This window comes from Micromonospora sp. WMMD708, assembly GCF_049315245.1.
In the GTDB taxonomy this organism is placed as follows: Bacteria; Actinomycetota; Actinomycetes; order Mycobacteriales; family Micromonosporaceae; genus Micromonospora; species Micromonospora wenchangensis.
Map to the genome: position 1 here is coordinate 4022553 of NZ_CP186060.1, position 19911 is coordinate 4042463.

At 70.3% G+C, this 19911-nt stretch carries 8 protein-coding genes and 1 pseudogene; 6 read left to right on the top strand and 3 right to left on the bottom strand.

The features are described 5' to 3' along the window. Positions 1-582 precede the first annotated feature (582 nt). Positions 583-1563, bottom strand: a pseudogene (locus tag ACN260_RS17845) (CobW family GTP-binding protein); the annotation flags it as partial. Positions 1564-2161: 598 nt separating this feature from the next. On the opposite strand from ACN260_RS17845, the gene ACN260_RS17850 reads away from it, so the two are divergent. Genes ACN260_RS17850 through ACN260_RS17860 form a run of 3 tightly spaced genes read left to right on the top strand, consistent with a single transcriptional unit; the run spans position 2162 to position 11641 of the window. Further along, on the top strand, positions 2162-5179 hold the full coding sequence (locus ACN260_RS17850) for a CHAT domain-containing protein (RefSeq protein ID WP_422752202.1): 3018 nt from the start codon (positions 2162-2164) through the stop codon (positions 5177-5179). A gap of 19 nt (positions 5180-5198) precedes the next feature. After that, positions 5199-8735, top strand: a complete 3537-nt coding sequence (locus tag ACN260_RS17855; protein ID WP_422752203.1) for a CHAT domain-containing protein — start codon at positions 5199-5201, stop codon at positions 8733-8735. An 8-nt stretch (positions 8736-8743) separates the two neighbouring features. After that, positions 8744-11641: a CHAT domain-containing protein gene (locus tag ACN260_RS17860; protein WP_422752204.1), complete on the top strand. Its 2898-nt coding sequence runs from the start codon at positions 8744-8746 to the stop codon at positions 11639-11641. Positions 11642-11645: 4 nt separating this feature from the next. Here the strand turns inward: ACN260_RS17860 and ACN260_RS17865 are convergent, their stop codons facing one another. Next, positions 11646-12008, bottom strand: coding sequence for a hypothetical protein (locus tag ACN260_RS17865; RefSeq protein WP_422752205.1), 363 nt, complete (start codon positions 12006-12008; stop codon positions 11646-11648). 78 nt (positions 12009-12086) lie between these two features. On the opposite strand from ACN260_RS17865, the gene ACN260_RS17870 reads away from it, so the two are divergent. After that, a complete protein-coding gene (locus ACN260_RS17870; RefSeq protein ID WP_422752206.1) occupies positions 12087-16562 on the top strand; it encodes a hypothetical protein in 4476 nt (1491 codons plus the stop codon). Between the two features lie 6 nt (positions 16563-16568). Here ACN260_RS17870 and ACN260_RS17875 read toward each other — a convergent pair whose 3' ends face one another. After that, entirely contained in the window at positions 16569-17336 is a 768-nt protein-coding gene (locus ACN260_RS17875) for a hypothetical protein (RefSeq protein ID WP_422752207.1), read from the bottom strand. 549 nt (positions 17337-17885) lie between these two features. Between ACN260_RS17875 and ACN260_RS17880 the strand changes: the two genes are divergently transcribed. Both ACN260_RS17880 and ACN260_RS17885 read left to right on the top strand, forming a co-directional pair. Next, positions 17886-18767, top strand: a complete 882-nt coding sequence (locus ACN260_RS17880; RefSeq protein WP_422752208.1) for a hypothetical protein — start codon at positions 17886-17888, stop codon at positions 18765-18767. Positions 18768-19330: 563 nt separating this feature from the next. Beyond that, entirely contained in the window at positions 19331-19879 is a 549-nt protein-coding gene (locus ACN260_RS17885; RefSeq protein ID WP_422752209.1) for a hypothetical protein, read from the top strand. Positions 19880-19911: the final 32 nt, after the last annotated feature.

The window sequence follows — 19911 nt, forward strand, 5'->3', positions numbered from 1 at the left end:
GCACATCATGGACGCAGAGCGAGAAGGTGATCACCCTAGGATACGGTCGTTGGCATGGGAGATGATCGAGACGCTGGCCACCGACCCGCGTCTGCAGATCTGGCTGACCGTCTTCGTGTCGGTGATGGTGCAGGCGGTGCCGCTCCTCGTCTTCGGCGTGCTGCTCCGGCATACCGGCCGTCGCTATCGCGCTGGAGGTCCCGAGGTTCTGCCCCTGACGACGGCGAGGCGACCACCGCCGCTCCCCGGCCGCGCTTCACCACCTGTCTTCGGCGAGCGGCAAGGCGGGCAGCTTCACCGGGTGAGCATCGACGACGAGTTGGCCATCTCCGCCGACGGCCACGGCTCCTACCTGGTGCGGGAGAGACCCGAGCAGCTGCCAGAGGGTGAGTCGTCGGTCCTCAATGGCGCCTGTCGCTCCATCGGCGGGTCCTCGGGCCGTGGCTGCGGATCGCCGACTCCACCGAGCTGGCCAACTCCCGGCTCGGCACTGAAGGCGCTGCCGACGTATCAGCGGCGGCACCCTGGCCTTGGCGTACCAGGCCTCCGGGCAGGTGACGCAAGCGGGCATCCTGGACCTGATCAGAGTCGTACCGTCCCGGCGTGGTCGTGTTCGTGCAGGTCGCCGAGGTCCCACTCGGGGAAGGGATCGGGCAGGAGCCGCCACCCGGACTCTCCGAGGGCGATCTCCGCGTCGGTGAGCAGGCAGCCGGTCAGGGCCGCCCGCAGCCCGTCGCCGTCGAGCCCGACGCCGATGAGGACCAGTTCCTGCTGGCGGTCCCCGAAGACCGGGTGCCAGCGGGACTCCACCTCCGCCCGCTCGGCGGGATCCTCCGGCCACTCCCCCGACACCGCCACCGGCACGCCGGCCGGGTCGCACCGCCCCGACGGGCCCGCCTGCGACCACAGGGCCACCACGTCCGGGCGGCTCGCCAGCCAGAGGAACCCCTTGGACCGCACCACGCCGAAGACGTCCAGCCCACCTGCCAGCAGATCCCACAGGCGCTGCGGATGCAACGGCCGGTGGTCGCGGAACACGATGCTGGAGATGCCGTACTCCTCGGTTTCCGGCACGTGCTCCCCATTGAGTTCGGCGACCCAGCCGGGCGTGGTCTCCGCGCGTTCCAGGTCGAACCGCCCGGTGTGCAGGATCTCCGCCGCGTCGACCCGCCCGTGGACCGCCCGGACCTGCCGGGCCGCCGGGTTGAGCCGGGTCAGCAGCGCCTCGACCACCGTCAGGTGCTCGGCCGCCACCAGATCGGTCTTGTTGACAACCAGCACGTCGGCGAACTCGATCTGGTCGACGAGCAGGTCGGCGATGCTCCGGTCGTCCCCCTCGTACGCGGCCAGGCCGCGTGCCTCAAGCGTCTCGCCCGCCTCGATCCGGGCGATCAGCCCGGCCGCGTCGACCACGGTGACCGTGGTGTCCAGCCGGGCCAGGTCGTCCAGGACCTGCCCGTCCTCCACCCCGAAGGCGAACGTGGCGGCCACCGGCATCGGCTCGGAGATCCCGCTGGACTCGATCAGCAGGTAGTCGAACCGACCCAGGCGCGCCAGCCGAGAGTTGCCGCACACGGGCAGGGTCCGCGTCCCGGGCAAAGGGTGACGTAGTGGTCCATGACGGCCGGCCGGTAACGCACGGGCAACGTCTGCCCTGGGGCGAGTCGGGCGAGCTCGGTGATCGTGAGGTCTTCGCCGGCGATACCGCGGAACGAGACGCCCTCGGCGGTCTCCACATCGAACATCAGGACCACGCGAGGATTGCTGTTCACCTCCCGCCAGCCGACGAGAACACCGAGAACAAGCGTCCCCGTACGCAGGTCCGCATTGCGCTTGCGTGCATCACTGCCCAGGAGCGGATTCGGGGCGACGCCCGGGAAGTCAGGCCCGACACCCAGCTACTCCCGGCTCAGGTCGGGCCTGAGCTGCGCCACCATATCGTCGACCCCGCGCGCCAGGCACCCGTGTCAGATCCGGTCGGACGTATCCACCGCATGGAATTCGAATCCCGGCATCTCGCCTCTCGACAAGAGGCGCCCCTTGCCCCTCTACGCCTCGCCGTCAACAGGCACGACGTAGATCTAAATAGCTTCTCCTCGGCTCTCAAGTGGGGGTGCGGACGGCCCACGGAGCCTGCGGTGGGGTACGTAAGCTGTGACGGATGGCTGCCGACGACGGCGAGGACCCGGGTGAGCTGCATCGCCGGGGTGCGGAGTTGGTGACGCGGTTCGAGACCACTGGGCATCCGCCTGACCTGGAGTTGGCCGTCTCACTTCACCAGCGGGCCGTGGCGCTCACCGGTCCCGACGACGAGAACCGGGCCGAGCGGCTGGACGGGCTCGGCGGCGCGCTGCTGACTCGTTTCGAGCAGAGTGAAGATCCGGCAGACCTGGCGGCCGCGCTGGATCTTCTACGGACCGCTGTAGCGACGGCGGTCGCCGGCAGCGCCGCGGAGGTCGAGGCTCTGTCGACGTTAGGCTCGGCTTTGCAGGCGCAGTACGAGTACTCAGGCGATCTCGCGGTGTTGCAGGAGGCGGTCGCGGTCGGCCGACGGGCCGCCAATGCGATGGCCTCGGGCTACCCACGGTTGAGCACCGTGCTGCTGGATCTAGGAAGTGCTCTGCATCTGCTCTTCCTGCGCAGCAACGATGTGCGGGACATAGATGAGTCGATCCGGGTGACCACGGCGGTGGTCGAGGCTCGGCCCCGGCCCGACGCGGGACGGGCGGCCGCGTTGTCGAACCTGTCCGCGGCGTACCGGGTGCGTTACGACCGACTCGGACAGCGTGCCGATGTCGAGACCGGACTGGCCGCGGCGCGTGAGGCGGTCGCGGCGGCGCCCGCCGGTGATCCGTACCGGTGCGGGTACCTCTACAACTTGAGTGTCGCCCTGCGCACACGCTATGACGCGTACGGGGTCGCTGCTGATCTCGATGAAGCTGTCACCGTTGCCCAGCAGGCCGCTGCCGCCGCACCTGACGGTTATCCGGCGATGCCGATGTTCCTGTCGAATGTGGCGGGTCTGCTGATGGCCCGCTATCGGCGGCGCCCGGCCACGGCGGACCTTGAGGCGGCGGTACGGGCGGCGGAGGACGCCGTGCGGGCCGCACCGAAAGAGCATCTGCACCGGGCCGGGTACCTGAGCAATCTCGCGGTGATGCTGCGCAGCCGGTACGGACGGCTGCGCAGGATCGACGATCTCGACGAGTCCATCCGTGCCGGCCGGGAGGCGGTGGATCTGACTTCGCGAGGTGACCCGGCCCGGCTGCGGCGGCTCGCCAATCTCAGCGTCGCGCTGCGACTGCGGCATACGGTCGGCGGAGCGCCGGCCGACCTGGACGAGGCCCTCTCGGCGATCGCGGCGTCGGTCGACGGGACACCAGGCGACGATCCGGCGCGGCTGAGCCGGCTGGCCGTGCTTGCCGCCACCTACGAGGCGCGATATGCCCTCACCGGCCGGTCGGTGGATCGGGAGTCGGCGCTCGCCGCCGCCCGCCGGGCTGCCGACGGGACGGCGACGGACCACTCGGCGCGGGCCCGGCGGCTGCTCGCGGTGGCGAATCTGGTCGACGACACGTCGGCGCTGCCGTTACTGCGGGAGGCGGCCGGTGTGGACGCGGCCTCCACCACCAGTCGCCTCGACGCGGCTCACCGGTGGGCCCGGTGTGCCGCCCGGACCGGTGACCGACAGGCCTCCCTCGAGGGGTACGAGGCGACGGTGGCGCTGCTGGAGCAGGCGGTGTGGCCGGGCCTGCCCTTCCCCGACCGGATCTTCAGCCTGGAGCAGGTCGTCGGTATCGCCGGAGACGCCGCGGCCGCCGCGGTGGACAACGATCTGCCCGGCCGGGCCCTGGTGCTGCTCGAACGGGCTCGTGGACTGCTGTACGCCCACCGGCTGGCCACCGATGCCGACCGGTCGGTGGTTCGCGCCGCGGCCCCGGAACTGAACGCCGAGATGCTGGCGGTCCGCCGGGAGCTCGACGAGACCGACCGGCTCGGTGACGCCGCCGACGACGTCGACGCGGTGGTTACCGGGCGAGGCCCGTGGGACCGACGGCGGCACCTGATGGGCCGCTGGGAGGAACTGGTCACGCAGGCTCGTACGCTGCCCGGCCTTGAGGATTTCCTGCGGCCGCCGAGTCTGGAAACGCTGATCACCGCGGCCGGTGACGGTCCCGTCGTCGTAGTGAACGTCGGCCGGAGCCGCTGCGACGCCCTGATCGTCACCACCGCAGGTGTCGAACTGTTGCCGCTTCCACGGCTCACCCTCACCGCGGCGCGGCGGGTGAGCGCAGGGTATCTACGGGCCGCCCGCAGACCACTGCGTCCCGGCGCGGATTCCAACCTACGCGCGGTGCTGGCCTGGCTGTGGAAGACGGTCACCGGCCCGGTGCTGGACCATCTGGGGATGGTGCACCGGGACGGGCCGTCCTGGCCACGTCTGTGGTGGTGCCCGACCGGGCCGTTGGCGGTGTTGCCGCTGCACGCGTCCGGCCACTGGGACGCCGGTGCCCTCGCCGACGTCGGCGTGCTCGACCGGGTGGTGTCGTCGTACACGCCGACGGTCGGCGCGCTCGCGCACGCCCGGTCCAGGAGCCGTACGCCGGGCGATGATGCGCTGCTCGCGGTCCGGGCCGGCGACGATCTGCCCTACACCGGGCACGAGGTCGCCCGGATCGCCGGACGGCTGCCCGCTGACCGGGTGACCGTCCTGCGCGACGCCGGCCGGGCCGCCGTGAGCGCCGCCATGGGCACACACGGCTGGCTGCACTACGCCGGTCACAGCCGTACGGATCTCGGCGATCCCGGCGCGTCAGGGCTCGAACTGGCCGACGGCCGGCTGACGTTCCAGGAAATCGCCGCGCTGCGGTTGCCCACCGCCCGTTTCGCGTACCTGTCGTCGTGCGAGACCGGTGCGGGATCCGCGCGGCTGCCCGACGAGGTGCTGCATCTGTGCGGTGCGGCGCAGCTCGCCGGCTATCAGCGGGTCGTCGGGACCTACTGGCCGGTCACCGACCGAGCCGCGGCGATGGTCGCCGCCGAGTTGTACGAGCGGATGGACACCGGCGGTGACCTCGATCCGGGACTCGCCGCCGATGCCCTGCACAGAATCGCCCGCCGGCTGCGGACCGTCCACGCGGTGACCACCTGGGCCGCCTACTTCCACGCCGGCCCGTGACAGTGGTGTGATGGCGGGGATGGACGCGAACCGCGGCACCCTGATCGGACGACTCGCCGGGATGTCCGACGAGGAGGTGATCACCAGGGACGCCGCCGCGTGGTGCCGGGCTCTGCAGGCGGACCTCGACGCGACCGCTGTCGGCGCGGACGGACGTCTCGACGACGACCGCGAGGCGCTGCGGTTGGTAGCGGTGACCTGGTGGCGGCGTCGCCGCCTCGGTGCGCCGACGCCGGAGACCGGGGCGATCGTCAGTCTGCTGGCGGCCTGCAGCGACCCGGACGATCCGGATCTTCCGCCGGACGCCGCCAAGGTGCTCACCCTGTTCGCCGACCGCCCGGAGGTGACCGCGGCCCGGCCGATCCGGCAGGCGGAACTCGGGGTACGCATCATGCAACAGGCTCTACTGGCCGACGACCGGTCCCTGTTGGACACAGCGGTGGCCGCCCTGCGCGGCGCCGTGGAGGCGCTGCCTCCCGGCCGGCATCGCACCAGCGCGCTCGGCAATCTCGGCATCGCCCTGCGCGAGCGTTACGCGCGGACGAGGCAGGACGTGGACATCACCGCGGCGATCGCGGCCCATGAGAACGCGATCGGCTCCAGCGACTCGGCGGAGCCGGCCATGGCCGGGCGACTGGCGATGCTCGGCCATGCCTGGCAGGAGCGGTACGACTGGACCGGCGACGTGGACTCCCTGGCCTCGGCGGTACGGGCGCATCGGGCCGCCGTGCTGCAGGCCGCACGGTCTCATCCGGACGGGGGCGCGGTCGTGCTGGCCTACGCCTCCAGCCTGCGGACCGCGGCGACGCTGGACGGCGACGCGGGCCGGCTCGACGAGGTGTCGATGATGCTCGCGACGTTGATGGAGGACGGCGGGCCCGCACCGGAGCAGGCGGCCGTCCACTCGGTGGCCGCGACCACCGCGATAACCCGCCACCAGCTCACCGGCTCCGTCGGTGACATCGACATCGCCATCGACCTCCTGAAGACGGCGATCGAACTGTCCGCCGGCACACCTGCCGCGGACGTGTACCGGGGCAACCTGGGCTCCGCGCTACTGACCCGCTACCTCGTGGCCGATGACCCGGACGATCTGGACGCGGCGGAACGCGTCCTCGAGCAGGCGACAGCGACGCACCCCGACGATGTGGATGTCCTGCTGTACCGGGGCACCCTGGCGCTGGTGTGGCTGCGGCGCTTCGAACGCACCGGGAATCCGGCTCTGCTCGCCGAGGCGGTGGCCGTGACACGTACGGTCCTGGACCGCCTGGACACCGATCAACCGGACCGTCCCGGTGTGCTGGCGAACCTGGCAGCGCTGCTGTTCACCCGCTACGAGCGGCACGGCCAGCCCGCCGACCTGGACGAGGTGGTCGACTACTCGATGGAGTCGGTGCGGCTCACCCCCGACCGGCATCCGCAACGGCCCGGCCGGGTGGCTAATCTTGCGGCCGCGTTGCGGGCCCGGTTCCTGCTGCGTTCGAACGCCGACGATCTCGACGAGGCCGTCCGCCTGCTGTATGAGGTGGCCGGGCGCCCGAACGCGGAGTCGGCGGCATGCTCGGCGGCACTCGGCAGCACCCTGCTGCTCCGTGCCGATGTCGCCGCTGACCGGGCCCGGGATCTCGACGAGGCGGTACGAGTGCTGGCCGGTGTGGCGAACACGCCGGCCGGCTCGGGACCCTACGGTGCGGGCTACGCCGCCGAGTACGGCCGTGCCCTACTGGCACGTCAGAGTCTGCTCCGTGACAGCGGTCGTGTTCCGGCTGCCGACCGGGATCTGCAGACTGCGATCGATGTTCTGACCGGGGCGGCCGATCGGCTCGCGGTGGGGCATCCGACGCGGGCTTCGTGTCTGGTGAATCTGGCGATCGCGCACCGGGCCGCGTACCGGGCAGACGGCAACCTGTCCGCCTTCGAGTCCGCGGTCTCGTTCTACGCGGACGCCCGTACCGAACCGGGAGGCGCCGTCCGGGTCCGCTACCAGGCGGCGGTCAGTGGTGGTCACCTGGCGATGGACCAGCGGCGGGTCGCGGACGCGCTGGAAGCCTTCCAGGATGCCGTGGCGCTCCTGCCGCGGATGGCGTGGCCCGGTCTGGACCGTAGCCAACAGGAGCGGATCCTCGCCGCCGAGGGGGCGGTGGCCGCTGACGCCGCCGTCATCGCTGTCCTGCACGGACGGCACGAGCTGGCCGTTCAACTGCTGGAGCAGGGCCGTGGGGTGCTCTGGGCGCAGCAGACCAGGACCACCGACGACCTGTCGGCGCTGCGCTCGGCGCGTCCCGAACTCGCCGCCCGGTTGCAGGGTCTGCTCGCCGGCCTCGACAGCGGCGGCATCGGGCTGCGGGACACCGCCGACGAGAACACGCACCGCCGGGAACAGGACGCCGACCGGCGGATCACCGTCAACACGCAGCTGGATCTGACGCTGGCGGAGATCCGCGCCGATCCCGAGTTCGCCGGGTTCTGGAGCATGCCGACGCCTGCTGAGCTGGCCGCGGCCGCCGCCGATGGCCCGGTGGTGCTGCCGGTGGTCAGCCGCTACGGCGCCTACGCTCTGATGCTGCGGGCCGGCCCGAAGATCCTGCCGGTGCCGTTGCCGGAACTGCACACCGGTGACCTGCTCGATCATTCGCTGCGGTTCGCGCGTGTGGTGACCGCGTCGGGGTCGCGCAACCCGGCTCGGCGCCGGTCCGCAACCGTCGATCTCGACGCGGTCCTGACCTGGCTGTGGCGCAGTGTCGCCGCGCCGGTCCTGAGGGGTCTCCGGCTCAAACCCGGTGAGAGCGGGCAGCCGCGGTTGTGGTGGTGCCCAGCCGGGCTGCTGGCCCTGTTGCCGCTGCACGCCGCCCAGTATTTCGATCAGGAGACGCTGACCGAGGTGAGCGTCGCCGATCATGTCGTCAGCTCCTACACACCTACTCTGCGTGATCTTGTCGCTGCCCGTTCCCGGCCGGCCGCGGTGATCGACACGGCGGTGGCCGTAGGTCTGCAGCACACTCCGGGACTTCCGGAGCTGTCGCACGTGCCGGCGGAGATCGATCGGGTCCGGGCCGCGCTGCCGGTGCCGGTGGAGGCCATCATGGACGACGCTGCGACCCTCGATCGGGTCACGCAGGCACTGCGGTCGGCTTCATTGCTGCATTTCGCCGGTCACAGCCGGCAGGACCTCGACGTGCCCGCGAACAGCTGTCTTCTGCTGTCCGACGCGGAGCTGACCGTCGCCGGCATCGGTGCGGCCGGCGTTACGAGGGCTCAACTCGTCTTCCTCGCCTCCTGTGAGAGCAGTGTCGGCAGCCCGTCGCTGCCGGACGAGGCCCTGCACCTGGCCGGGGCGATGCTGGCCGCCGGCTGCCCGCAGGTGATCAGCACCAGATGGGCGATACCGGACGCCGCCGCCGCCGACATCACGGGTGTGGTGTACCAGGCGTTGTGTGCATCCGGCGACGAACTCGGGCCGGGCTCGGCCGCCCGGGCGCTGCACGAGGCGTTGCGCCCGATACGCCGTGGCCGCCCGTCGGTGTACTGGGCGGCGTACTGCCACACCGGACGGTAGGCGACGCCGTGGACGCCGCCGACATCGATTGGGCGGCCGGCCGGGACGTCGCGATGCGTCAACTGCTCGCCGCCGTGCAGACGTCACTGGCCGGCGGTGATCTTCCGCGGGCTTTGCGGCTGCTGACCATCGGCACCGACCGGTGGCCCGGTTCCGTCGATACGGGGCTGCTCGACCGAGCCTACCGAGGGACGGGCACGCTGCCGGTGGTGTCGGCGTATACCGGTGAAGGGCTGGCCCTGCAGGAACGGGCCGAACAGACGGGCTCGCCGGTGTTGCTGGATCGGGCGGAGATCCTGCTCTCGGCCGCGGTGACGGCTGCCCGGGTGGACGGTCGGCGACTCGGCGTCTGCCTGTCGAATCTCGCGGCCGCGAAGATCCTGCGCTTCGAGCTGACCGGGGATCAGGCACCGCTGGACGAAGCCCTGACGGTCTACGCCGAGGCGATGGCCGTGACCGTGGAGAACGATCCCGACTGGGGCGTCCTGACGGCGAACCACGGCGCGGCGATGGCCCTGGCGGCGCAGCGGTCCGGTGACCCGGCGACGCTGCGGGCCGCGATAGCCGCCCAGCGGCAGGCGGTACGGCAGGGCGGGGCCGAGGATTGTGGTCTGCGTCTGTCGAACCTGGCGAATTCCCTGACCACCGTGTACGAGAACACCGGCGACCAGGAGGTCCTGGAGGAGGCCCTGGAGATCCTGCGGGAGGCGGTCGCCGCCGCGAGCACCGAGGCGGAACGTGCCTCCCGACTGCAGAACCTGGCGGTCGCCAGTCTGCAGCACTACCAGTTCTCCGCGGACACCGATGTGCTCGACGCGGCCGTCACCGCGGCACGGGAGTCGCTGACCGTGACGCCATCGGATCATCCGGACTTCTCCGAACGTCTGGCCGTGCTCAGCACGCTGATCCTGCTCATGTCCGACCGGCTCGGCGGCGACCTCGACGTCCTCGATCTGGCCGCCGAGGGCTTGCGTGAGGTGCTACGGCGCCGGCATCGGTCGCGGGCCGCCCATCTGAGCAGCCTCGGCACGGTGTGTCTGCGGCGCTTCGCCCTCAGCCGGCAGCCGGCGGACATCGACGCAGCCGTCGAGCACTACCGCGATGCGACACGGACGGTCGCCGACGGGCACCCGCAGCGGCCCGGCTATCTGTCGAACCTGGGCAAGGCGCTTCTCGACCGGTATCGCAGCCGACCGGCCGACGCTGATCTCGACGAGGCGATCCGGTGCCTGGACGCGGCGATCGACGCGACTCCGGCCGGACACCCGGACCAGGCGGCATTCCGGCTCAACCTGGGTGACACCCATCGGCAACGCGGCGACGAGCAGGCCGCTGTCCGCGCCTATCAGCAGGCCGCTGCGGTGCAGGCGGCACCACCGCTGGTGCGGGCCCGCGCCGCCCGGGCGCAGGCACAGGTGCTGGCGGCGTCCGGCGACATGACGGCCGCTCTCCCGGCGTACGCCCAGGTGACCGGGTTGCTGCAGGTGATGGCGTGGCACGGGCTGGACGCCGTCGACCAGTTGCGGATCCTCGCCGAGTTCGCCGGAGTCGCCGGGGACGCGGCGGCGTGCGCGATCGCATGTGGGCAGCCGGAGTACGCCGTCGAATTGCTGGAGGAGGGCCGCGGTGTCCTGCTGGCCCGGGCACTGGAGGTTCGTACCGATGACAGTCCGCTGCGCCGGGCGCGTCCGGACCTGGCCGGGCGTCTCGACGCGCTGCGGCGGCAGCTCGATCGCGGTGCCGGACCGCCGGGCGGTTCCGCGGCAGCGACGGCCCACCGGTTCACCCGACTCGCCCGCGAATACAGTGACCTGCTCACCGTGATCCGGTCTGAACCCGGTCTCGACGGTTTCCTGCGGCGCCCGGCCATCGCGGACCTGTACCCCGCCGCCGCGAACGGCCCGGTGATCGTCGTCAACGTCAGCAGATGGCGCTGCGACGCGCTGATCCTGCACGACGCGGCAACCACCCTGGTGCCGCTGCCGCTACTGACCGCCGAGCGGGTGGCGACCGCCGTGCGACGACACCAGCGTGGTGGCGCACGCAGGGCCGGCCGGCTGCGGGAGTTGCTGGCGTTCCTGTGGACGGCTGTGGCCGAACCCGTTCTCGACGCCCTCGGCATCGGCGCCGACGCAGGTTCGTCGCCCCGGGTGTGGTGGTCACCGGCCGGTGAGATCAGCCTGCTTCCGTTGCATGCCGCGCAACGCTACGACCCGGTCGTGGGCCGGGATGTGGGCACCATGGACAGGGTGGTGTCGTCGTACACCCCCACCGTGCGGGCCCTGCTCGACGGCCCGGCGCCGGACGAGGCGGGACCGACCCGAGTGCTGGTGGTCACCGCTTCGGAGGTTCCCACGCTGGCCGGCCTGCCCCGGGCCGAGCAGGAGGGCCGGCATCTGGCCGCACTCGTCGGGCCAGCATCGTGCACGGTGCTCGCCGGGCCCGCTGCGACCACCCGGCGGGTGCTCGCGGCGCTGCCGGATCATCAGTGGTTCCACTTCGCCGGGCACAGCCGTCAGGGCGACGGCAGGTCGGCATCGGCGGCGCTACTGCTGCCGGACGGTGAGCTGAGCATCCGCGCGCTCGCCCGACTGCGACTGGCCGGAGTCCGGTTCGCGTTCCTGTCGTCGTGTGAGAGCCAGACCGGTAGCCGGGCCGTCCCGGACGAAGCGGTTCATCTGTCGGGGGCGTTGCGGCTGGCCGGTTACCGGCACGTCGTGGCCGCGCAGTGGCCGGTCCGCGACGATGTCGCGGCGTCGGTGGCGGCCGCGATCTACGGCGAACTGACCGTAGGCGGCGTGCTGGCGGAGGCCGGGGCCGCGCACGCTCTGCACCGGGCGGTAGCGGCGATGCGCCACGTGCGGGGCCCGCAGGACTGGGCGGCGTTCTGCCACACCGGAGCGTAGGGGCTCAACCGGTGACGGCGGGCTTCATCCTGCGGTTGAACAACTCGCATCGTGGTGCCTCACCGAGGTAGAGGCGCGGTTCGACCCGTGAGCACTGCGACTTCGGGCAGACGAACTCGTCCGCTTCATCGGCATCGTCGTCGTCCGATTCCTCATCCGGGTAGCGCAGCGACGAGTCGTCGGCCGTGTCGTCACGAAGTCGGATCTCGCGGTCCAGCGCCTGCCAGCCCGCGAGGTCCGGCCGGTCGTCGCGGCAGTCGCGGACCAGGCGCTGCCACTCGGACACCAAGTCGTTGCGGTTGGCTCCCAGCCGGATGTCGTGGAAGTCACGGCAGATGTTTCCCCAGATGGTGGATTCGTCGACCACCGATCCTCCTCCATGGTCGGCACTTGCCTCGGCGACTACTGTAAGTCGCGCCGAGACCACGTTCATCTGTGAGGGCGAATGCGCGTCACGTACGGGGACACCGATTTCACGGACGAGGAACGCACCCTGATCGACGCGGCTCTCCTCCGGCTCGATACCGGTGCCGAGCGTGGTTCGTGGTCACAGCCGGTCGACCGGATCAGCCTCGGACGCCGGCTGTCCGGCGCCGGTGGCGCCCTGGTCTTCGAAGCACTGTTGCACCGGGGCAACGAGGAACTGGCCCGGGTCGTCAAAGTCGGTCCCGCCCGGCTGATGCACGAGGAATGGAAGGCGTACGTCTCGATCGTGTATCCCCGGCAGACCGCGGTGCTCGTCGGTATCGAGGCGGCCACGCCCGGAGCCCGTGACCTGGCCCGGCGGATTCCCGGCGAGGCCGAGGCGCTGGTCTACGACCATGTGAAGCATCATTCCGGCACCGACGGGCTGAGCACTCTGGAGGAGGTGGCCGCCGAGGCGATCGCCGCGGCGGACGACGTCGCGGCGGCCCGGGTGGCAGAACTGGTCAGCGACTTACTCGACAAGGTGGGCCGGGCCTACTACCGGCCCGCACTGCCCGATCCGGCACCACGATCACTTGCCGAGTTCAACACGACGCTCGGCGCAGACCTGGTCGTCGAGGTCGATCGCGCCGTAACCGGCCGGGCATGGTCGGATACGGCGACCACCCAGGTCGGGCGGACCATGCCGCCGAGAGCCGTGATCGTCCAGGCCCGCCTGGCAGCACCACGACCGGGGCCCGGTGAGCGAGTCACGGTCCACGAACTGCAGATTCCGCACGACGAGAACGACGAGGACGACGTCGTCGGGGAACGCGACGGCATGCGGGTAAAACTGCGGCTACGACCCGGCTCGCCCGGCCCGCTGTCACCGGCCGTTGTCGGGCCGGGACCGTTCAGTGTCTCGGGCGAGGTGGTCGGCTGGCGGACGGCGGACACCCTGCGCCGGATGGGCGAGGCGCTCGCCGAGGATGCCGATCCTCACCTGGTGGACGCCATGTTCGCGGTCCTCCCGCAGGTGCTCGACGAGGAGGTGCCGGCACGGGTACGGGGCGTGGTCCACGGTGACCTGCACGGCGACAATGTGTTGATCGCCGGCGGTCACCCGTACCTCATCGATCATGCCCGGACCCACGACGACCAGCCGTTGCTCGTCGATTTCACCTGGCTGGAGATCAATCTGATGCGCCGGGTCGTCGCGGTGCACATGGGGCTGGACGACATGGTGCGGTTGCAACGGCTCCTCGCGGTAGCGGCAGTGTGTTTCCCGGCAACGACCCCCACGGTTCGCGACGCGGTCGTCGACCGGCTCGTGCCGGCCGGCGCCCTCAGACCGACGTTTCTGATTCTGGCCCGGCTGAGATGGGAGGCGCAGCGCTGTCATCCGGCAGGCGCGGCCAGGTTCTGGCTGGAGTATCAGCGTCACCTGCTGCTGGCCGCGCACCGGACCCTCAAATGGCGTCGGCAGCGTCCGGAGCACTGGCGGGCGTCGCTGGCCGCCGGATCGGTGGCCGCTGAATGGCTCGGAGATCGGCCGCTGGCACGGTGGAGCGAGGCGGACCTGACCGAGATCGTGGTCGACGCCCTGGGCACACCGGGGCTGGTTTCGCCCGACCTGACAGCGGCGGCCGCGGTCGAGGCGGACCGTCGTGGGTCGCTGCCGGTGCTGGAGACGGTTCTCGCGGAGGCGGCCGGCGCGCTGGCCCGTGCCTTTCTCAAAAGTCCTGGACTCTCGGCGTCCGGTGTACCGGGACCACTCATCGACCTCGGCGGCCGACTGGAGCGTACCGGTGAGCAGATCTCCGACGCCGTCGCCCATCTGGCGAACCATCCTGCGGTCCGGCTGGCCGGCCGCTCCGGGGCGGGGAAGTCCACAGCGCTTTCGGTGCTGCGCGACAAGCTGATCAGCGACGGGACACGCATCCCGGTGATGCTGCGCGCCGTGGATCTCGCCGGCCGGACATCGGCGGGCGCAGTCGCCACCGTTCTCGGCCCGGCCGCGGCCACGCTGCTCGATGCGGGGGCGGTCCACGTGATCGTCGACGAATGGCACGGCGTACACGGCGAGGCGCGGGACGCGGCCCGACAGTGGCTGCTGCACCTTCGTCGTGCACATCCGCGTGTCCCGGTCGCGGTGGCGACCCGCCTGGATACCGAGGACGGGCTGACCGGTTTCGAGAGACTGGACCTCGCCGAACCCAGCATTCCGCAAGCGATCATCTACCTGATGTCGGCGGCGGCCCGTCGCCGGCCCGGCACGATCTCCGTAGGCCGCGCGGCCGGACTCGTGCGGGCTCTGCTCAACGGCACCGAGCCGGGGCTGCGCGAGCTGGCCCGTACGCCACTGTTCCTCTCGTTGCTCGGCCGCCGGCTGACCCGTGCGGCAGTTCCGGCCACCGTGGCCGATCTGCTCGGCGACCATCTTCAGTGCTCCGAGGCGGCTTCGGCCATGGCAGCGACCGAACTCGACGGCGCTACCGCGCCGCCGGTCGGGACTCTGGCCCCGTTGGTGGATCAGGGTGTGCTGGGGCACGACCTGCAGTTCGCATTCCCGGTCTACCGCGACTTCTTCGCCGCCCGGGCCCTGATCGACGGTCTCGTGCCCCTCGAGCCGAGAGCCCGGTCGATGCGATGGCAGGAGGCGATTCGCCTGTACGTGTCGATGGCCGGCGCCGGCGAGGTGATCGGCCTTCTCGACGGCGCCGATCCGGTGCCGGTGGCCCACGTGCTGGCCGCCGCCCGCCCGCCGAGCGAGCACACCGAGGCGTTCGTGGCGCGGATGACCGCGCTGCTGAAGGACCCGACGACGGGCTCCGCGCTCTGGGCCCGCGCGGGCCGGGCGCTGTCCCTGCTCGGCGAAGCCGGATCCGACAGTCTGACCGAGGTGGCGGAGGATCCCCGAACACCCGTCGAGGCCCGGGTGATCGCCGTCGAGGAAACGCGCTCCCGGCGTCTGGTGCTGAGGGTGCTGCGCGACAGGTCGGCTCCCACCGAGGTACGGGCGGCCGCGTTGCGTGCGGCTCGTGGCTTCTCCGACCTGTCCGTCCTGGTGGCGGCTACCCTCACCGACGACGCCCCATGGCCGGTCGCCGACGCGGCCCACCACACGCTCCGTCTCGACCGGATCCAGCTGACCCCCGCGCAAGTGACGGCCTACACCGCGGCGACCAGCAGGCGGCTCACCGACATCGAGGCGCAGCTGCCGGCGACGACGACCGCTGCCGACAGCCGCGCCCTCCAGGACGAGCGGATCACCCTGCTGACCCGCCGCATACCGCGTGCGACACGGCTGCCGCTGCTGCTCGCCCGCCGCTTCGCCGTAGAGATCCACACCATCATCGGTGAGCAGATCGACGAGCTGCTGACCGATTTCCCCGAGCCCGACGACCCCGACGGTGTCCTGCACATCCACAGACGACTGGCCGGCGACGGCACCGAGATCGCCGACCTCCTGCAGGAATGCGAGCAGGAAGCCTCCCCGGATCCGCTGATCGTCGCGGTTCTGCTGCAGCGGATCGCCGCCGACCCGGAGCTGAGCGGCCTTCGGGCGTCGGCGCTGGATCTGGCGCAGCGCCTCGCCACCGCCCTGGTCGACGCCGGCGGCGAGCTACAGGGTCCGGCGGCACTGCTACGAGCGGCCGCAGCGATCGACGCGTTGGCCGGGCTGCGGCTGGCCGACCGGCTCCACACCGCCCTGCGTGTACGGGGAGACGCCGCCCGGTTGCGCTGGCCCTGGCCTGCGGCGATGGCCCACTGCCGGGCCGTGTTCACCGGCTGGCCGACATTACTCGCCGGCACACAGCAGGATTCCCGGCTCGCCGTCGCAGGTCTGGCCGCCTCCGGGTTTCCCCTGCACGCCGGAGTGTCGCCGAGACCCGCATGGGTCACCGACGAGGTCCGCGAGCGTCTGTGGTCGCTGCGGCCGGCGGTCACGGCGACCTGGGAGTGCGTGGATTTCCTGCGGGCCGCGGCCACCGCCGAGCTGACCAGAGCCCTGCCCATGGCCGTCGCGCTACTCGCCGACCCCGCCCTCGGCACGCTCACCGGGGCGATGCAGTCCGGGGTCACCGGCGTCCACCACACGACGGCCCGCGCCGAGGTTCTCGCCGTCGCGGGATACCTGGCCCGGCTGGTGTCCGGCGACGCACCGTCGCCAGAAGCCGACGCGTGGCACGCCACACTGTCCGGTGTCGACACCGGTGACGACCCGAGTGGACGGGTGGCCAAGGCCATCGCCCTGGCCTACCTGGGTGATTGGAGTGTCCTGCTCACCGAACTCACCGCGGATCCCCGGATGCGTACGGCAGCCGGTAATGCCCTGCGGTGGTGGGCCCCGGGACCGTGCACCCCGGCGGAACTTCACGGGCCGCCGCGGATCGCACAGCGGATCGCCGAACGACTCACCGCACCGGGTCTGGGGCCCGAGTGCCGTGACACTCTGTGGGAGATCCAGATGAGCGAGGCGGCGAAAGCCGGGGTGCTGGCCAGGTTGGCCTGACCGGGATCACCGCAGCGCGGGCAGGTCCTCGTGGAGCCGCCGGTCGCCGAGCAGGAAGGCCGACTGCGGAGCGATCAGGTGCCATCCGTGCCTTCCGTGCCGGATGTCCCTGCTGTTGACCGCGATGATCTGCGTCTCGGTGGCGTCGCGGCCAAGTGTCTGCAGGGCGCGCAGCAGGTCGGCGGCAGCCGGGCTGTCCACGACGACGTCGTAGACCTCGAACGCGCGCATCGTGCGGTACGCCATCGAACCCACCCGGCGAGGCGGTTCGAACACGGTCCGTACCGGCTCCAAGACGAGATCCGTAACGAGCGGGATCAGCTCCGGGTGGCCGGTCTCGGCCAGTTCCTCGGCCAGTTCACGGCGGGCGGCGTCGGCACCGCACTCGCGGTCCCGCCGGGTGGCGTACCAGCGCATGAAGCCGATCCCGTGTCGGGCCGGCAGGAATCCGCGCAGGTCGTACACCATCGTCTCCTCCATCTCGGAGACCCTGTGCTCGACGAAGCCGAGGGCGTCGAGGGTGCGGCGCGCTGACGGGGCGTACTTGAGGACGCCGCCGGGTGGGCCGTAAGCGCTGGGCCGGTAGGGGTGGTGGAAGAGGACGTAGCAGTCATCCTGCTTGATCCGGATGAGTGTCGCCACCGAGACCCGTAGCTGTCCGGAGGAGAGGAGTGTCGTCCGCAGCAGCGGAAGGTACCCACGGTGACGCCAGGAAAGGGTCACGAGAGCCAGCAGTACGGAGGTGATCAGGCCGGCGACGATGTTCGGAATCACGACACACCTCCGCGGTCGGGCACACAGTCAGGTGTGGCCACCAATCGTGACATAGATGTAATCCTCAGTCACCGCGAGCGTAGCCGGTGCCGTCAACGCTCACGGACTGCGCCGAAAGCCGCTCGCCAAGCGGCTGCCGACGAGCACGTCGGTACCACCGCTCGAGGTGACCGCGGTGGCGATGGACGAGGAACGGCACCATCGGGGCGCCCGACGCAGTCCCTCGATTCCCGCGGTGAGTTCGAGACATGGATCCCGACAGCGCGGGCGTCGGCCATGCTCGCCGCGATGGCTTCATCGTCATGGACAACACTGTCGCGCAAGATCGAGGTTTGTTCACATTGAGCCGGTAACACGGTGAATATGGTTCACGGTATCGCACGCCTCTTTGCGGCCAACCGGCCGTGCCGTTTGCTTGAAGATCTTTTTTGCGAAGAGTCTTCACCGAGATCCGTCAAGGCCATTCGGTCAGAGCCGAGTTACTTCTTGCTAACGCCGAGCGATTACGCTAACGTCGTGGCTCTCCCTCTCCTGTGAAGGACTACCCACATGGGAAACCCCTGCGGCATTGCCGCCTGGGATGTGGTCGGCGCGGCTCCGACGATGTCTGCACTTAGTGGATTGATCAGCGGTTTCATGTTTGCGGGTCTGATTGTGCTACTCGTTGAGCGCCAGCCCAGAAGCCTGACGGCGCGCCTGCCAGCCCTGACACCATTCCTCTCCGGATTCATTGCACTGGGACTGGGTTCGTACTTGTTTTCCCTGATCTCCGGTGAAGCCGATGCGTCCTGTCGGAGGGTCTGGGCCGCAACGGCCGTGGCGAGTGCCCTGTTGGCCATCGGCTCCGTCGCTGCCGTGGGCGGGATCGTTCTTCTTGTCCACACGTACTTCGACGACCGTGCGGAAGAGGGAGCCAACCTTGACGTTCTGCCGGGAAGTAGTCCAGATAGATTTCTTCGTTTCACTCTGATCAGCGTAGCGTGCACAGCCGAGCTACTCCTACTCGTTCGGGTCGGCGAGGCCCTGTGGGTGTGGTTGAGTCTGGATAGAAGCCTGACGTCGGCAGCGGCACCTCTGCTCATCATATTCATGATCCTGGCCCTCTTTTTCTACCTTGCCGCGAACATGGCATTCGGGCCGGCAGCAAGCAGACCCAGTCCGTCAAGCCCGCATATCCAGAAACTCAACGGCTCGTCTCTTTCGATCATGCTGTTCTCCACAGCTGGAACGACCACCGTTGGAGCAATGCTTGCCATCGCCAATGGCAATTGGGAAAAGGCCAGCGGATGGGTTGCCTGGATATTTGCGGTTCCGAGTCTCGGAATGCCGAGCGTTGCGATCTGGCTACTTGTCAAAGGTGTTCTTGGCATGCTCGGTTCTCGCTCCGAGTCTGCGGAGAAGGAGCCTGAACCTCGACTGCCCCTTGGTTAGGAAGTTACACCGGCGCCCCATGGTGGACCTGCGGAGCGGCACGGGCCACGGGATACCGGGTCCGTTCCATCCGAAGCGCTTGTTGGCAGGCCGGCATGTTGATGTTCAGTCGATCGTCGCCTTGTTCCGGCTTCGGGTCTTCCTCGATCGTTGGCTCGCCTCGGCTTTCGATCCGTCAAAATCGCGATCAGACCATCAGACTGCTCGCTCAATCACTCGCCACACCAGAAGAGACGGTACTCCCCAAGCAGCATCCAGCACGCAAACCCGGTGCCGAGTTCGACAAGAAGATCGCCAGCTACAGGAAGGCCCTAGACGAGGGGGCCAGCCCAGCCGTCGTGACTGTATGGATCGCCGAGGCCGAACAGCGCCGGGTCCGCATTGACTACCATCCGCTGTACGACAACCGTCGGCCTCAACCAGCGTAAGCAGGACCGCCCCCATGGACGGAGGAGGCACTGCGGCTCATTTTCGGGTCATTCGCCGTCCCGGCTTCGTTCCCAGCACGGGTAGCACTGATAGGTTCACGGTCCGGACAGGTTCGTGGCGGGGTAGGGATGACGATGTCGGTACGCCTGATCGGTGCCAACCCCGGGCTCACCCTGTTCGACGCCGCCGGAGAGCGCACCGCGTTCGCGTCGGTGTGGCGGGTGGACTGGTCCGAACGGGGCCCGGGGCAGGCGGTCGTGGTGTGGCAGGCGGGCGAGGTCCGGATCCTGACCCCACGACCGGAACTCGGCCAGTGGCTGACCGACGAGTTCACCCGGCACTTTCCGGAGGTCGAGGGCCTGCCGTGGGGCATACCGGCGGTGACGCACACCGCGGTCCGTCTCGACTACGACCTGGCCCGGGGTGTCCGCGCGCAGGCGGCCGACGTCGTTGTGGAGATCGGCGAGCCGCTCGACCGGCGGCTGATCCGGGTGCCCGAGTTCGACCTCGGCGGCACCCCGAACCTGCTCTCCACCGTGTACGTGCCGTGCGCCGAGGGGCGGCTGACCGTCGGCGGGGTGGCCGTAGCGGGATCACCTCAGGTGACCCGCGAGCCGACGACGTCATCCAGCGCGTTCCTGGCCGACGCCGAGGTGTGGTGCCGGGTGGACGTTCCGAGCTGACCCGCTCCGGCCGTCGCCGGTACCGGCGGCGG

Coding starts and splice junctions, on each gene's coding strand:
- ACN260_RS17850 (WP_422752202.1), top strand. CDS start 2,162: ATGGCTGCCGACGACGGCGAGGACCCGGGTGAGCTGCATCGCCGGGGT.
- ACN260_RS17855 (WP_422752203.1), top strand. CDS start 5,199: ATGGACGCGAACCGCGGCACCCTGATCGGACGACTCGCCGGGATGTCC.
- ACN260_RS17870 (WP_422752206.1), top strand. CDS start 12,087: ATGCGCGTCACGTACGGGGACACCGATTTCACGGACGAGGAACGCACC.
- ACN260_RS17885 (WP_422752209.1), top strand. CDS start 19,331: ATGTCGGTACGCCTGATCGGTGCCAACCCCGGGCTCACCCTGTTCGAC.
- ACN260_RS17880 (WP_422752208.1), top strand. CDS start 17,886: ATGGGAAACCCCTGCGGCATTGCCGCCTGGGATGTGGTCGGCGCGGCT.